The sequence below is a fragment of the Candidatus Pelagibacter sp. HIMB1611 genome (assembly GCF_052047715.1).
Classification (GTDB): domain Bacteria; phylum Pseudomonadota; class Alphaproteobacteria; order Pelagibacterales; family Pelagibacteraceae; genus Pelagibacter.
On record NZ_JBNAJM010000001.1, the window covers coordinates 436,200 to 452,004 of the forward strand.

Annotated in this window: 21 protein-coding genes; 20 read left to right on the plus strand and 1 reads right to left on the minus strand. The window is 27.2% G+C overall.

The window, feature by feature from the left end; genetic code table 11:
• Positions 1-40 precede the first annotated feature (40 nt).
• From dapA to recO, 10 genes are read left to right on the plus strand one after another with little or no spacing between them, the layout of a single operon-like run.
• Entirely contained in the window at positions 41-916 is an 876-nt protein-coding gene (gene dapA, locus ACTTAS_RS02395; protein ID WP_440614322.1) for a 4-hydroxy-tetrahydrodipicolinate synthase, read from the plus strand.
• Complete coding sequence (gene smpB, locus ACTTAS_RS02400) at positions 916-1,386, plus strand: SsrA-binding protein SmpB (protein WP_440678204.1); 471 nt, start codon at positions 916-918, stop codon at positions 1,384-1,386. Before dapA ends, smpB begins: the two co-directional genes overlap by 1 nt.
• Entirely contained in the window at positions 1,352-1,870 is a 519-nt protein-coding gene (gene folK, locus ACTTAS_RS02405; RefSeq protein ID WP_440678205.1) for a 2-amino-4-hydroxy-6-hydroxymethyldihydropteridine diphosphokinase, read from the plus strand. The genes smpB and folK overlap by 35 nt, the downstream gene beginning before the upstream one ends.
• 20 nt (positions 1,871-1,890) lie before the next feature.
• On the plus strand, positions 1,891-3,636 hold the full coding sequence (locus ACTTAS_RS02410; RefSeq protein ID WP_440678206.1) for a RelA/SpoT family protein: 1,746 nt from the start codon (positions 1,891-1,893) through the stop codon (positions 3,634-3,636).
• Positions 3,593-4,180, plus strand: a complete 588-nt coding sequence (gene pyrE, locus ACTTAS_RS02415; RefSeq protein ID WP_440648546.1) for an orotate phosphoribosyltransferase — start codon at positions 3,593-3,595, stop codon at positions 4,178-4,180. Before ACTTAS_RS02410 ends, pyrE begins: the two co-directional genes overlap by 44 nt.
• Positions 4,177-4,896 (plus strand): pyridoxine 5'-phosphate synthase, encoded by a 720-nt coding sequence (locus tag ACTTAS_RS02420; RefSeq protein ID WP_440678207.1) that lies wholly within the window; start codon positions 4,177-4,179, stop codon positions 4,894-4,896. Before pyrE ends, ACTTAS_RS02420 begins: the two co-directional genes overlap by 4 nt.
• A complete protein-coding gene (gene acpS, locus ACTTAS_RS02425) occupies positions 4,896-5,279 on the plus strand; it encodes a holo-ACP synthase (RefSeq protein WP_440678208.1) in 384 nt (127 codons plus the stop codon). The genes ACTTAS_RS02420 and acpS overlap by 1 nt, the downstream gene beginning before the upstream one ends.
• Complete coding sequence (gene lepB, locus ACTTAS_RS02430; RefSeq protein ID WP_440678209.1) at positions 5,279-6,016, plus strand: signal peptidase I; 738 nt, start codon at positions 5,279-5,281, stop codon at positions 6,014-6,016. The genes acpS and lepB overlap by 1 nt, the downstream gene beginning before the upstream one ends.
• Positions 6,016-6,681, plus strand: a complete 666-nt coding sequence (gene rnc / locus ACTTAS_RS02435; protein WP_440678210.1) for a ribonuclease III — start codon at positions 6,016-6,018, stop codon at positions 6,679-6,681. Before lepB ends, rnc begins: the two co-directional genes overlap by 1 nt.
• A 1-nt stretch (position 6,682) precedes the next feature.
• Positions 6,683-7,363 (plus strand): DNA repair protein RecO, encoded by a 681-nt coding sequence (recO, locus tag ACTTAS_RS02440; RefSeq protein ID WP_440678211.1) that lies wholly within the window; start codon positions 6,683-6,685, stop codon positions 7,361-7,363.
• Here the strand turns inward: recO and hemB are convergent, their stop codons facing one another.
• Positions 7,364-8,353 carry a porphobilinogen synthase gene (gene hemB, locus ACTTAS_RS02445; RefSeq protein ID WP_440678212.1) on the minus strand — a complete coding sequence of 330 codons (990 nt, stop codon included), beginning with the start codon at positions 8,351-8,353 and terminating at the stop codon, positions 7,364-7,366.
• A gap of 73 nt (positions 8,354-8,426) precedes the next feature.
• Here hemB and ACTTAS_RS02450 point away from each other — a divergent pair, with 73 nt between their 5' ends.
• The 10 genes from ACTTAS_RS02450 to thiL are packed head-to-tail and all read left to right on the plus strand — an operon-like array spanning position 8,427 to position 15,773.
• On the plus strand, positions 8,427-9,065 hold the full coding sequence (locus ACTTAS_RS02450) for an aspartyl/asparaginyl beta-hydroxylase domain-containing protein (protein WP_440614331.1): 639 nt from the start codon (positions 8,427-8,429) through the stop codon (positions 9,063-9,065).
• Position 9,066: 1 nt separating this feature from the next.
• A complete protein-coding gene (gene rpiB / locus ACTTAS_RS02455) occupies positions 9,067-9,492 on the plus strand; it encodes a ribose 5-phosphate isomerase B (protein WP_440678213.1) in 426 nt (141 codons plus the stop codon).
• 6 nt (positions 9,493-9,498) lie between these two features.
• Positions 9,499-10,806, plus strand: coding sequence for a serine hydroxymethyltransferase (gene glyA / locus ACTTAS_RS02460; protein WP_440678214.1), 1,308 nt, complete (start codon positions 9,499-9,501; stop codon positions 10,804-10,806).
• 3 nt (positions 10,807-10,809) lie between these two features.
• The gene (gene nrdR / locus ACTTAS_RS02465; protein ID WP_075506746.1) at positions 10,810-11,268 is read left to right on the plus strand and encodes a transcriptional regulator NrdR; all 459 of its coding nucleotides are present in this window, start codon (positions 10,810-10,812) and stop codon (positions 11,266-11,268) included.
• Positions 11,249-12,361, plus strand: coding sequence for a bifunctional diaminohydroxyphosphoribosylaminopyrimidine deaminase/5-amino-6-(5-phosphoribosylamino)uracil reductase RibD (gene ribD, locus ACTTAS_RS02470; RefSeq protein WP_440614332.1), 1,113 nt, complete (start codon positions 11,249-11,251; stop codon positions 12,359-12,361). The genes nrdR and ribD overlap by 20 nt, the downstream gene beginning before the upstream one ends.
• On the plus strand, positions 12,354-12,947 hold the full coding sequence (locus tag ACTTAS_RS02475) for a riboflavin synthase (protein WP_440678215.1): 594 nt from the start codon (positions 12,354-12,356) through the stop codon (positions 12,945-12,947). Before ribD ends, ACTTAS_RS02475 begins: the two co-directional genes overlap by 8 nt.
• Entirely contained in the window at positions 12,934-14,034 is a 1,101-nt protein-coding gene (gene ribB / locus ACTTAS_RS02480; RefSeq protein ID WP_440678216.1) for a 3,4-dihydroxy-2-butanone-4-phosphate synthase, read from the plus strand. The genes ACTTAS_RS02475 and ribB overlap by 14 nt, the downstream gene beginning before the upstream one ends.
• Positions 14,034-14,423 (plus strand): 6,7-dimethyl-8-ribityllumazine synthase, encoded by a 390-nt coding sequence (gene ribH, locus ACTTAS_RS02485; protein ID WP_440614335.1) that lies wholly within the window; start codon positions 14,034-14,036, stop codon positions 14,421-14,423. The genes ribB and ribH overlap by 1 nt, the downstream gene beginning before the upstream one ends.
• The gene (locus ACTTAS_RS02490; RefSeq protein WP_440678217.1) at positions 14,420-14,821 is read left to right on the plus strand and encodes a transcription antitermination factor NusB; all 402 of its coding nucleotides are present in this window, start codon (positions 14,420-14,422) and stop codon (positions 14,819-14,821) included. The genes ribH and ACTTAS_RS02490 overlap by 4 nt, the downstream gene beginning before the upstream one ends.
• On the plus strand, positions 14,814-15,773 hold the full coding sequence (gene thiL / locus ACTTAS_RS02495) for a thiamine-phosphate kinase (protein ID WP_440678218.1): 960 nt from the start codon (positions 14,814-14,816) through the stop codon (positions 15,771-15,773). The genes ACTTAS_RS02490 and thiL overlap by 8 nt, the downstream gene beginning before the upstream one ends.
• Positions 15,774-15,805 lie beyond the last annotated feature (32 nt).

A 15,805-nucleotide genomic window follows, 5' to 3' on the forward strand; every position in this document is an offset into this window, starting at 1 on the left:
CTTTTGGTATATGAATCTTTAAACTATGTTATAAGTATTTATGTTCAAAGGATCAAATGTTGCTTTAATTACGCCGTTTAAAAACAATCTCTTAGATGAGGAGGCGTATATTAAATTAATACATTTTCATATTGAAAATGGAACTAGTGGGCTTGTACCTGCTGGTACAACAGGAGAATCCCCAACATTAAGTCATGATGAACATCAAAAAGTAATTGATCTCTGCATAAAAGAAAGTAATGGAAAAATTCCAGTTATAGCTGGAACAGGTTCAAATTCTACTGAGGAAGCTATTTCTTTAACTTCACACGCTGAAAAGGCAGGTGCAAATGGTGCTCTAATCGTAACACCTTATTATAATAAACCTACTCAAGAAGGTTTGTACCAGCATTATAAAGCTATAAATGACAAATGTGGGATACCAATAATAATTTATAATATTCCAGGTAGATCAGTTATTGATATGAATGTTGATACAATGGCAAGACTGTTCGAGTTAAAAAATATAGTTGGTGTAAAAGATGCCACTGGAGATTTGGACAGAGTTGATCAACAGTTATCAAAAATGGGTAAAGAATTTATTCAATTGACTGGTAATGATGACAATGCACTAGAATTTAATAAAAGAGGTGGAGTAGGCGCAATAAGTGTAACAGCAAACATAGCGCCAAAACTTTGTTCAGATTTTCAAAAATTTTCTAAATCTGAAAATGATATTAGTGAAGCTGAAAAATTAGATAAAATTTTACAGCCAATTCATCATTCAATGTTTGTTGAAAGTAATCCTAGTCCAGTAAAATATGCTGCTAAATTATTAAATCTGTGCGAAGATGATGTTAGATTGCCTCTGGTAAAAGTTACCGATCAAACTAAGGAAATTGTTAAAAAGTCTCTTCAGTCAGCAAAATTGATTTAATGAACAAAAAAACCAATTCTGGTTTAAAAATAATTTGTTTAAATAGGAAAGCTAGTTTTAATTATTTTTTTGAGGATATTTTAGAAGCAGGAATTGTTCTTAAAGGTTCTGAAATTAAATCAGTAAGAGATGGAAAAGTTAATATAGCAGAATCTTATGCTGTTGAAAAAAAAGGAGAAATAATTTTAATTAATTCTCATATTTCACCTTACAAACAAGCAAGTTATTCCAATCATAACCCAACCGATGAAAGAAAGTTACTGTTAAATAAAAGAGAAATAAATAAATTAATTGGAAAAATGCAAAGAGATGGATTTACTATTGTTCCAACAAAAATGTATTTTAAAAAAGGGAAGGCCAAAATTGAATTAGCAGTTGCTAAAGGAAAGAAGCAATACGATAAAAGAGCAACAAAAAAGAGCAGAGACTGGAACCGTGAAAAGGCAAGATATATCAGAAAATCAAGCTAAAATTGTTTACTTAGGTATTGGCTCTAATTTGGGTGATAGAAAAAAAAATATAGAAATTGCAAAATCTCATTTAAGCGAAAATAATTTGGATTTTTTATCTATCTCAAGTTTTTATGAAACACCTTCTTGGCCGGACCCCAAAAAACCTAAATTTTTAAATGTAGTTATCAAGGCAAAGTTTTGTTTTGATCCTGAAAGTCTTCTTAAAATATGTAAGAAAATTGAAATTTTATTAGGAAGAAAAAAAGGTAAAAAAAATGATCCACGTATTTGTGATATTGACATTATTGATTTTAATAAAAAGATTTTAAAAGTAAAAAACAAATTAACTTTGCCTCATAAACTTATGCATAAAAGAAATTTTGTACTCATCCCTTTTTTTGAAATTCAAAAAGAATGGCATCATCCAATTATTAAAAAAGATCTTAAAAGCTTGATTTCTTCACTCTCTGAAGCAGACATTAGGTCTATTAAACAAATTTAAATTAATGTTATAATAGGGTTATGCTAAATTCTAATGAACTAATTAATAAAGTTAAAAATTATAATAAATTTTTAAATCCTGAAAAATTAGATAAAGCTTATAATTTTGCTGTAAAGGCCCATAAGAGTCAAAAGAGAGCTTCCGGTGATCCTTACTCTGTACATCCAATTGAAGTTGCAAATATTTTAACAGAGTTAAAATTAGACAGTGCTACAATTGCCACTGGGTTATTGCATGACACTATTGAAGATACCTTTGCAACTTATGAAACAATAAAAGCTGAATTTGGTGATGAGGTTGCTGATCTTGTAGATGGTGTCACTAAAATATCTGTTTTTGAAAATACAGCTGGATCAAATTCTAAAGTAGAAAATTTTAGAAAATTAATTTTAGCAACATCAAAAGATATTAGAGTTTTGTTAGTAAAAATTGCAGACAGATTGCACAACATGAGAACGATTAAAGCGATTACTAAAGTGGAAAAAAGACAAAGGATCGCTCAAGAAACAATGGAAATTTATGCTCCATTGGCAGACAGAATGGGTATGCACAGAATACGTGATGAGCTTGAAGATTTATCATTTGAAATTTTAAATTACGATGCAAGAAAATTAATAAAAAAAAGACTTGATGAAATTAAATTAGATAGAAAAGATATTTTTGAAGAACAATCATATGAACTTAGTGAAATATTGAATGATCACGAAATTAATGCTGAAATATATGGAAGAGAAAAAACTCCATTTTCAATATGGAGAAAAGTTCAAAAAAAAAGAGTTTCTTTAGAGCAGATAACAGACATCATTGGCTTTAGAATTATATTAGATACTATTGATGACTGTTATAAAACTCTTGGTATATTTCATAAGAAATGGAACTGTATTCCTGGCAAATTTAAAGATTACATCTCTTCACCCAAAATAAATGGATATAAGTCAATTCATACTTCTGTTATTGGTTCAAATAAAAAGCCTATAGAGATTCAAATTAGAACAAAAGAAATGCATGACTTTGCACAAAGAGGTGTTGCATCGCATTGGCAGTATAAATCTTCTGAAAAATTCAATTCATTAAGTTGGAAAGAGTATGATTGGTTAAAAGATTTGGTTGAGATTATTGAAAAAAACGAAAATCCTGAGGACTCTTATGAGTATACAAAGCTTCAAATGTTTCAGGAAAATGTCTTTTGCTTCACACCAAAAGGATCTGTAATTAAATTACCAAAAGATGCAACAGCAATCGATTTTGCTTATGCTGTTCACACTAAAATTGGTAATTCTGCAATTGGATGTGAAGTAAATGGAAATAACAGTGAATTACAAACAATATTAAGAAATGGTGATAGGGTAAACGTTCTCACATCTAAAAATAGTTCACCATCTTTGCATTGGATACCTACTACCAAAACAGGTAAAGCAAGAGCTGCTATTAGAAGATATTGGCATGATAAAGGTGAGCAAAAAGAGGAAAAAACAAAAAAATATAACACTACACTATGGATTTCACTACCAGATAAACCTGGTCAACTTGGTGATATAAGTTCTTTAATTGGAAGTCATAAACTTAACATTTCTAATTTAGAGATGGCAGGTAAAAACCCGAACTATATTAATTTTAAATTTAGATTAATAATTAGAAATCTTAAGAATTTTACAAATTTTATTGCAGAGCTAAAGCAAAAAGGTATAAAATTTAAGATAATTAGACACGAAGAAAAAAGAAATGCTTTCACTCAAAAAATCCTTAAATATTTTAAAAAAGACTGATGCGTTATTAGAAGGACATTTTGTTTTATCCTCGGGACTACATTCTCCAAAGTATATTCAATGCGCTAAACTTTTAAGCTTTCCTAATTTAGCTGACAAAATTTGCAAATCATTAGCAAATAAAATTAAAAAAAATTTTAAAAAAATAGATTTAATACTTGCTCCTGCAATGGGTGGTGTGATCATAGGTTATGAAATTGGTAAAATTTTAAAAAAAGAAACAATTTTTTGTGAAAGGGTGAATGGAAAATTTACTCTCAGAAGAGGTTTTAGTATAAAAAAGGGAGCAAGGGTTTTAATTATAGAAGATGTAATTACGACTGGTAAATCCAGTTTGGAATGTGTGAAACTTATAAAAAAATCAAACGCAAAACTTGTTGGATTTGCCTCTATAATTGACAGATCAACAAAAAAATCTTTGAAAATAAAAAATAAAATTGTTTCTCATTTAAAAATAGATGTACCTAGCTATAACCTTAAAAATATACCTAAATCTCTAAAATCAATTCCAATTACCACACCAGGAAGTAGATTTATTAAGTGAAAAGACTAGGTGTAAATATAGATCATATTGCAACACTTCGTAATGCACGTGGTGAAAAACATCCCAATCCAGTATTTGCAGCAAAAAAAGTTATAAAATTGGGTGCAGACTCCGTAACTATTCATTTGAGAGAAGATAGAAGGCACATAAATGATTTAGATACTAAAGAGATTTGTGCTTTGAATAAAGTGTTGGTGAATCTTGAAGTCTCAATGAATAGTGAAATAATTAAAAAAGCTTTAAGATATAATCCAAATTATATTTGTATTGTTCCAGAAAACAGAAAAGAAATAACTACAGAAGGTGGTTTAAATTTAAAAGATAATTATAAAAAATTAAAAGAAATAATTTTTAAATTTAAAAAGTCAAATATTAGAACTAGTTTATTTATCAACCCCAACTTAAATGATATTAAACTTTCAAAAAAATTAAATGTAGATTGTGTTGAAATCCACACTGGAAAACTAGCTAATTATGTTAAATCGCATAAAAATTTTTCAAGCGAATTGAATAGAATTAAAAAAAGCTCAAAACTTGCATCTAAGCTAGACATAGAAGTACATGCAGGTCATGGTTTAGATTACAAAACGACTAAAATTTTAACAAAAATTAAAGAAATCGAGGAATTCAACATAGGACATTTTATTATTGGAGAGTCGATATTTTATGGTCTACCCAAAGTAATTAAAGATTTTAAAAAAATTATTAAAAATTAATGAAAATTTTAGGTATTGGAGTTGATATAATTGAAAATAAAAGAATTAAAGAAGCTATAAAAAGTAAATCTTTTATTAATCGAGTTTATAGTGTGAGAGAACAAAGACAATCAAACTTAACAAAGAATAAAGTGGCTTTTTTTTCAAAAAGATTTGCAGCAAAAGAAGCATTTTCAAAAGCTTTGGGTACCGGATTTAGAATGAAATTGAACTTTAAAGATATAGAAGTAGTTAACGATAAAATGGGTAAACCAAATTATGTTACAAATAAAAAAATCACCAAAATGATCCAAAACAAATTTAAAATTAAAAAATATAATTGTTTTCTATCTATTTCTGATGAAAAAAAATATTCAACAGCATTTGCTATTATTCAATCATAATGAAACTAGATAAAAACTTTTTTTCAGAAAATATAAAAACTTTATTTTATGCTTTGATAATTGCAGTAATAATTAGATCACTTTTAGTGCAACCTTTTTATATACCTTCTTCTTCGATGGAACCCACATTACTTGTTGGTGACAGATTATTTGTTACTAAATATTCATATGGGTATAGTAAACATTCTTTCCCTTTTAGTCCGCCAATACTTAGCAAAAGAATAATGTTTAAAAGTCCTGAAAGAGGGGATGTAATTGTATTTAAAACACCAGCTGACAACAGAACAGATTATATAAAACGTTTAATTGGGCTGCCAGGAGATAAAATTCAGTTTATTGACGCAAATCTTTTTTTAAATAGTAGCGAAATACTTAAATCTAAAATCCCACTTAAAACAAAAATTTATTGTGGCGACACAACAATAGATGTCTTAAAGTTTGAAGAAAAATTACCTAATGGTAAAAAATTTCATACAGTTTATTTAAAGAATTATACCTATCAAAATTCAGATGTTTTTACAGTTCCAGATGATCATTATTTCTTTTTAGGTGATAATAGAGATTGTTCTAAAGATAGCAGATTTCTTTCAAGTGTTGGTTATGTTCATAAAGATAACTTGGTTGGTAAGGCTCAATTTATTTTTTTCTCATCTGATAAAAAAATAGGAAGTTTTATTGAATTTTGGAAATGGCATAAATCTATAAGATTTAAAAGAACCTTTAATGTTATTAATTAATGAAAATAAAGTATCAAGAACTAGAAAAAAAAATAAATATAGTTTTTAAAAACAAAAATTTATTAGACCAATCTCTTACTCATAAAAGTTTTAATTCCTCTAAAAATAATGAGAAAATTGAATTTTTAGGTGATCGTGTATTAGGACTGGTCATGGCTAAAAAATTATTAGAAATTTATCCCAACGAAAAAGAGGGAATACTTGATAAGAAATTTGCTTCACTTGTTAATAAAAAATCTTGTCTTGAAATTGCAAAATTAATTAATTTAGACAAATATATAAAAACTTTTAATCCAAGAAATAAAAAAATAAAAATTGAAGATAAAATTATTGCAGATAGTTGTGAAGCTTTAATAGGAGCAATTTATCTCGATAAAGGTTTTAATATTGTTGAAAAATTTATTTTAAAGCAGTGGGAAGAAAAAATTAGTGATAGCGTTGTTACCGAAATTGATGCCAAAACCAAGTTACAAGAGCAAACATTAAAAAAATTTAAAAGTCTTCCTAAATATAAATTAATCTCAAATACTGGACCAAGACACAAACCTGTATTTAAAGTAGGAGTAAAATTACCTAATACAAAATACTTTATTGGCATTGGCAATTCCAAAAAAAATGCTGAGCAAAGTGCTGCTATGGAGTGTCTAAATAGTTTTAATAAATAATATGAATTGGTCTGATGAAGGTTTTTTGATAAGTAAAAATAGATATAATGAAAACTCCTTAATTGTAGAAATTTTCACCAAAGAGAAAGGTAAAGTATCAGGCATCATATTTGGTGGAACATCAAAAAAAATTAAAAATTATCTGCAAATTGGAAATAAGTTGCATGTTAATTATAATTCAAAAAATGAAAATAGAATTGGCTATTTTAAAATTGAAATTTTAAATGCTTACAGTCCTTTGTATTTTGATGACAGACAAAAATTATCATGCTTAACTTCTGCAATGAATTTGATTAAAATTTTAACAGCAGACTCACAATCAAATGAAAAAGTTTTTTTCATAATTCAAAATTTCTTTTTAATTTTACAAGATAAAAATTGGTTAAAAAAATATATTTTTTGGGAATTAGAATTACTCAAAATATTAGGTTATGATTTAGAATTAAAAAACTTAGTAGTGAAAGATACTGAAAATAACGAAACTGTTTACTATGTTTCATCATCAAACGAAAAAAAATATGTTCCAAACTTTCTTATTGAAAAAGACAAAGAGGTTGAAGATATTAAAATTTTACTAAAAGGTTTGAAGTTAGTTAATGATTATCTAGATAAAACAATTTTAAAACCAAACAATATTAATTTTCCAAATAATAGATTGTTATTTCTAAATACTTTAAGGTGATTATTTTATTATTTTATCAATTCGATCAGCGTAATAACTTACAATTGCATTTGCACCAGCTCTTTTGAAAGCCACTAGACTTTCATATACTGCATCTTTTTTTACAAGGTTTTTATTAATAGCATTTTCTATTAGACTGTACTCACCAGATACTTGATACGCAAAAACTGGGATTTTGAATTTTTCTTTAATTGATTTAATTATATCTAAATATGGCATTCCTGGTTTAACCATAACCATATCAGCTCCTTCTTTTATATCTAAAGCAACTTCTCTTAATGCTTCATCAGAATTTCTAAAATCCATTTGATATGTTTTTTTATCTCCTTTTAAAGAATTTTTTGACCCTACTGCATCTCTAAAGGGACCATAAAAGCTGGATGCATATTTTGCTGCATAAGATAAAATCTGAACGTCTTGGAAATTGCTTTGATCGATTGCTTTTCTAATTTTACCAATCCTTCCATCCATCATATCTGATGGAGCTAAAACATCACAACCCATTTCAGCTTGAAGCAAAGATTGGTTTATTAAAACTTGGATTGTTTCATCATTTAAAATTTTATCAGATTTGATTAATCCGTCATGTCCATGAGAGGTATAAGGATCCAATGCAACATCACACATAATTCCAATTTGATTTTTGTATTTTTTTTTAATCATTCTTGATGCTCTACAAACAAGATTATTTTCATTGAGTGCTTCTGATCCCAGTTCATTTTTTAATGATTTTTTTGTATTTGGGAAAAGAGCAACCATTGGAATTCCTTTGCTTATCGCTTTATCAATAATTTGACCGATTCTATCCACTGAATACCTGTAGACGCCAGGCATTGATTTTATATGTTGTTTTTTATTTACTCCATCAATAAGAAAAATTGGAAGAATAAAATCATTAGGACTTAGGGTATTTTCCTGTATTAGTTTTCTAGTCCAAGAAGATTTTCTGTTTCTTCTTAATCTTAGGCTTGGATATTTTCCTACAATCATGTTTAAATTTACTTTATTAATGCGACAAATGTATTATACAAATAACTCTTAATTTAAGTACAAAACCATTTTTATGAGCATTGATAACACAAAAGTTGTAAACCTAAACCTAAAAAAAGAAGAAAGAGTTTTAGATTTTAGCGATTTTCAAAAACAAAACTTGAAATTTGATATAAACAAACTTCAAGAGGCCTATAACCAAATTATTAAGACAAAAAAATTCGAAGATGCTGGAATAACACACTTTGGAGCAATTTCATTAACTCAAATTCCTGGTGATCCTGACTCAATCAAAGGCAATAAAGCTAGAGGTGTTTACTGGACTAAACCTGATAAAACTGGACAAGAAGTTTCTAGAGATGTTGAAATTGATGAAGCAGCTTATTCTGAATTTATAAAAGATTATGAGAACACTTATTTTAAAGAAGTTTATGATGTTTTATCAAGCAAATACAAATTGGGTAGAGTAAGAATTTTGCTAAAAGAACCAAGATCAACTTTAAGTTGGCATAGAGATCCAGAACCAAGATTGCACATTCCAATTGTAACTAATCCTGGATGCTTAATGGTTATAGATAATGTTGCAAAACATATGCCAGCAGATGGTTCTGTGTGGGTGACTAATAACACAAAATATCATAATGCATTTAATGGTGGTGAAGAAAATAGAGTCCACCTTGTTGCTTGTGTGCTAGATTATAAATTCAATTAATTTGAAAAAGATATTTATTTCATCAGACCACGCTGGTTTTAAACTTAAAGAAGCAATTAAAATTTTTTTAGAAAAGAAAAAAATTAATTTCCAAGATTTTGGTCCCTCAAATGAGAATAGCGTTGATTACCCAGATTACGCACATAAAGTTGCAAGAAAAGTAAATTCATCAAAAAAAAATATTGGTATTTTGGTATGTGGATCAGGAACTGGAATGAATATTGCGGCAAATAAACATAAAAATGTTAGAGCCGCTCAATGCTTTAATGAAAAATCGACCAAATTATCTAGATTGCATAATGATGCAAATATCATTACATTAGGATCAAGATTACTAACTAAAAAAAATGCATTAAAATTTATTAGCATTTTTTTAAATACAAATTTTGAAGGTGGGAGACACTTAAAAAGAGTAAAAAAAATATAATTGATTATGTCTAGTGAAAAAAGTTATTTAAACGATAGTTATAAGAGTTTCTTTGAAGATGGTTTGTCTAGCAAGGACCCTGAATTATATAAAGCTATAAAAGATGAACTCTTAAGACAACAACAACATATAGAATTAATTGCTTCAGAAAATATAGTTTCACAAGCAGTTCTTGAAGCTCAAGGATCAGTTTTAACTAATAAGTATGCCGAAGGATATCCTGGAAAAAGATACTATAATGGTTGCGAACATGTAGATGTTGCAGAAAGTCTTGCAATTGAGAGATTAAAAAAATTATTTAATTGTAAATATGCAAATGCACAACCGCACTCTGGAGCACAAGCAAATGGAGCTGTATTTTTAGCTTTATTAAATCCTGGAGATAAATTTATGGGAATGAGTTTAAATTCAGGTGGACACATAACACACGGATTGAAAATATCTATGTCAGGTAAATGGTTTAACGCTATAGGTTATGACGTTGATAAAGAGTCTGAGCTTATTGATTATGATAATGTTGAAAGACTTGCTTTAGAACACAAGCCTAAATTAATAATAGCAGGCGGCAGTGCTTATTCTCGAGTAATAGATTTTAAAAGATTTAGAGAAATAGCTGATAAAGTAGGAGCCTATTTAATGGTTGATATGGCACATTTCTCAGGACTTGTGGCTGGTAAAGGTTATCCAAATCCATGTGATTATGCTCATGTTGTAACCTCAACTACACATAAAGTATTTAGAAGCGCAAGAGGTGGAATAATTTTGTCTAATGACGAAGAGCTAGGTAAAAAGTTTAACACAGCTGTTTTCCCTGGTTATCAAGGTGGACCTTTGATGCATATTATTGCAGCTAAAGCTGCTGGTTTTCTTGAGGCTCTTCAACCAGATTTTCAAGATTATATAAAATCTGTTTTAGCTAATGCAAAAATCTTAGCCGAAACTTTAAAAAACAATGGATTTAAAATTTATTCAGATGGAACTGATACTCATTTAATGCTTGTTGATTTAAGACCTTTTAATGTTAAAGGAAATCTTGCAGCGGAAAGTCTATCAAGAGCTAACATAACGTGTAATAAAAATGGAATACCTTTTGATACAGAGAAGCCAATGATTACATCGGGTATTAGATTGGGTACTCAAGCTGCTACAACACGTGGATTTGGATTAAATGAATTTAAAACTGTAGGTGAATTGATAACAAAAACTATTAAAGGTTTATCTGAAAATCCTGATGATAACAGTAAAGTTGAAAACGAAGTAAGAAATGAAGTTATTAATCTAACTTCATCATTTCCAATATATAAAAATTTATAAATAATGATTTGTCCTTGTGAAAAAAAAGGTGATACATCTGTTGTAGATTCTAGACCAACTGAAGATGGAACTGCAATCAGAAGAAGACGATTATGTATATGCGGTGAAAGATTTACTACCTTTGAAAGAATTCAATTTAGAGAATTAATGGTTGTTAAAAAAAATGGAAGAAAATCTTCTTTTGACAGAGATAAATTATCTAAATCAATCTATATAGCACTGAAAAAAAGACCAATTGATACTGAAACTGCAGAAAAATTTATAAGTAAAATCTCAAGATCATTAGAAGAACTTGGACAAACAGAAATATCAACAAGTACAATTGGAACAATGGTTATGGAAGGATTAAAAGAACTTGATCCTGTAGCATATGTGCGTTTTGCTTCCGTTTATAGAAATTTTAGAGAAGAAAAAGACTTTGTGCAATTCGTGGACAGATTAGATGTCTACAAAAAAAGATAATTTTACCAGCAAAGATAAACAATTCATGCAAATTGCCCTTAATTTGGCAATTGCTCGTGAAGGTTTAACCGGTACAAATCCATCTGTTGGATGTGTAATTGTTAAAAATAATAAAATTATATCTATAGGACAGACTTCTCATGATGGAAGGCCTCATGCTGAACGAAATGCAATTAAAGACTCTATTGAAAATGTTGCTGGCTCAAAGATGTATGTCACATTAGAACCTTGTTGTCATAAAGGAAAAACACCACCTTGTACAAATTTAATAATTAAATCAAAAATATCAGAAATTATTTATTCAATTTCTGATATTGATGAGCGTGTTAGTGGCAAATCTTTTAAAGTTTTAAAATCAAGTAAAATAAAAGTTAGAAAAAATCTTTTAAAAAAAGAAATTAGTCGGTTTTACTATCCTTATTTTTTTAACAGAAAAAACAAAATACCTTTTGTTACAGGTAAAATTGCAGTTTCAAAGAACAATTTAATTTATAGTAAAGAAAAGCAAAAAATTACTAATATTTATTCTGATAAGTTTTCGCATTTTTTAAGATACAAAAATGATACGATACTAATTTCATACAAAACCTTAAATAAGGATAATCCAAAACTTAGTTGTAGACTTAAAAACAAAAATAATTTTTCACCTATAAGAGTTATTTTAGATAATAAGCTAAATTCTAATCCAAACTCTTATTTAATAAAATCTGCAACTAAAATAAAAACAATTATTTTTTATAATGAAGCGACAAAATCAAAAATCTCATTATTTAAATCTAAAAAGGTCTTATTAATCAAATCTAAAATTAATAAAAATAAAGAATTCAAATTAAAAGAAATATTAAAAAAACTTTATACTTTAGGATGTAGAAATTTATTGGTTGAAGGTGGAGATAAACTTACAAAATCATTCATAAATGATAAAATTTTTAATAAGTTTTATTTGTTTAAAAGTTCAAATAATTTATCTAAAAATACAGAATTTGTTGAATTTAACAGTTTAAATACTTTAAAATCAAAATATAGATATACTTCAAAACTAAATCTGAAATTAAAAAAAGATAAAATAGAATTATATAAAAATTATGTTTAACGGAATTATATATAACCAAGGTACTGTCAAAAGTATTACTAGAAGACCAAAAGGCATCAATATATTTGTTAAAAGTAACTTAAAGGTTTCATCAAAAGATATGGGATTGTCAGTTGCATGTGATGGGGTATGTCTCACACTAATTTCCTATAAGTCAAAAATAATGGAATTTTATTTATCTAATGAAACTTTAATTAGGTCCAAATTTAAATTTCTCAAAACAAATGATGTTTTGAACTTAGAATTACCTTTGAAATATGGAACTAAAATTTCTGGCCATATTTGTCAGGGTCATGTGGATACGGTTGGAATAGTTAATAGTATTAGTAAAATAGATAAATCTTATCTTTTTGATTTTGAGATACCAAAAAAAGAAAGAAAACATTTAATAGAGAAGGCGTCAATATGTGTAAATGGTATCTCTCTTACAATTTCAAAAATTACAAAAAAAGGTTTTCAAATTTGGATTATTCCCCATACTTATAAAGAGACCAATTTATCTACTTTAAAAAAATCTAGTTTGGTAAATATTGAGATTGATATCTTGTCTAAATATGTAAGAAATTATTTTAATGACAAAAAATAATTTTGCATCAATAGAAACTATTATCAGTATTGCCAGAAAAGGTGGAATGTTCATTTTAGTTGATGATGAAAAAAGAGAAAATGAAGGCGATTTAGTAATATCCACATCAGATACTAATTCAAAAAATATAAATTTTATGGCTAAGTATGGCAGAGGTTTAATTTGTTTAGCTTTAGATAGCGTTCAGGCCAAAAAATTAAACCTTTCATTAATGTCACCAATTAATCAATCAAGAAATAAAACTGCATTTACCATTTCTATCGAAGCTAAAAAGGGAATTACAACAGGAATTTCAGCAAAGGATAGAGCCAAAACAATTAAAGTAGCTTCAAAGAAAAATGCTAACAAAAATGAAATTGTATCTCCAGGTCATGTGTTTCCAATAATAGCAAAAGATGGAGGTGTACTTGTTAGAGCTGGTCATACAGAAGCTTCGGTTGATATTTCAAAATTGGCAAAAAAAAATAATTCAGCTGTTATTTGTGAAATCATGAATGAAGATGGAACAATGGCCAAAGGTAGGGATTTATTTAATTTTGCAAATAAGCATAAACTTAAAATAGGTAAGATTGAAGATTTGATTGCTTATAGACTTAAAAAAGAAAAATTAATTAAATTAAAAAAACAAAGCTCAATAATTGTAAAAAACCAAAAGTATAATATTCGAATTTATGAAAATTTAATTGATGGTGCAGAACATTTTGCTCTAATTAAAGGAAAAATAAAAAAGGGTATTACTCCAAGGGTAAGAGTAATCTCTTCAAATGTAGTTCAAAATTATTTAATAAATCAACAATTACCAAACTCATTTAACAAAACTTTAAATTATTTTAAAAAATATAACAATTGTGTATTAGTCTTTATTAAAGACTCTAATTTAAAATCTGTAACACAAACTTTGAAAGATTATAAAAATAAAGATTTTTATAAAAAGGGTAATGACAAATTAATAAGAAATTATGGAATTGGAGCTCAAATTATAAAAGATTTAAAAATTAAAAATATGATACTAATCACGAAATCTCCAAAAAAAGTTATTGGTTTAGATGGTTATGGTATAAAAATTACTAAACAAGAATTGATATAATGAAGAAAAAAATTTTAATTGTTATAGCTGATTATTACAAAGACATTGCAGATGGGTTACTTAAGAGTGCTTTAAAATTAATCTCAAAAAAAAATAATATAAAAGTGATTAACGTTCCTGGAGCTTTTGAAATACCTGTAACTATTTCAAAAAACATAAATAAGTATGATGCCTTTTTAGCTCTAGGCTGTGTTATTAAAGGTCAAACTCCTCACTTTGATTTTATTTCTCAAGCAGCAACTAATGGTATTATGGAATTATCAATTTCAAGTAAAAAACCAATTGGGAATGGAATAATTACTTGTTTGAATATGTCTCAAGCTAAAGCGAGAAAGAAAAAAGGTGCGGAAGCAGCTGAAGCAGTAATTTCTGTTCTATCTCAAAAATGAGAACACATTTTAATCCAAAAAATAATCCTAGGGTTATAATAATTCAAAAACTTTATGGTAAATTTTATAACGAAGATGATGAATTACAGTTTCCAAAACACAGATTTAAAAAATTTATTAAAGATATTGTACTAGGAACTATTGAGAGAAATGATTTAATTATAGATGAATTAAAAAATAAATTAGGTAATGAATTTGTTTTTGAAAATTTAGATAAGGTTTTTCAAACTATTTTAAAAGCTGCTACATATGAATTAATGTACAAACCTAATTTATCCTTAAACATCATTATTAAAGAGTATTTAAATTCATCAAATTATTTCTTAGAAAATTCACAAACTAAGTATCTAAATGCTTTGCTTGATAATGTTGGAAAAAAATTAAGAACAAATGCATGAATTCGAATTAATAAATAATTATTTTTCTAATATTTCCAAAAAAAATAAAGCAGCATTAAATTTAAACGATGATGTTTTTTTTGACAAAAAAAAAGGATTAGTTATTTCAGTAGACACATACAACATAGGTACACATTTTATAGATTTCAAAAGACCAGATTTAGTTATTAAAAAGATTTTAAGATCTTCAATTTCTGATTTAATTTGTAAAGGAGTTAATCCAAAATATTATTTTATTGCTGGATCAGGTAACAAAAAAAACTTCACAAAAAATAATCTTAAAAAAATATCTAATTCTTTAAAGGAAGAGCAGAAAAAATATGATTTATTATTAGGAGGAGGGGATACAACTTTTTCTAATAAACTTAGCTTTACAATAACTTCAGTAGGATATTCAAAAAAAATAATCTTCAGAAATCAATCTAATGTAAATAATGATATATATGTTACAGGAAATTTAGGTGATAGTTTTATTGGACTTCAAGTTTTAAAAAATAAAATTAAGTTGAATAAATCTAAAACTAAGTATTTTATAAATAAATATTATATGCCAGATATCCAAAATAAGTTTTCTAAAAATTTACTTTCTCTAGCAACTAGTTCTATGGATATATCCGATGGTTTGATCACTGACTTAAACAAACTAATAAATAAGCAAAATGTTTCTTATAAAATTTATGAAAAATTTATTCCTGTATCAAGAAATCTTACCAATCTTATCAATAGTAAGAATTTAAAAAAAATTGATCTAGTTTCTAATGGAGATGATTATCAAATTTTGTTTACTGCTAAACCAAACAATGCCAGAATCATAAATAAATTAAGTAAATCTCTCGGTGTAAAAATTTCTAAAATAGGAACTATTTTATCTGGTAAAAACAAGTCTTTAATTTTAGATAAAAAAGGCAGAGAAATCGCCAAAAATGTAAGTGGTTATGTCCACCAATTTTGAAGTTAATTATTGTCTTTTTTGACTTTTTTTGT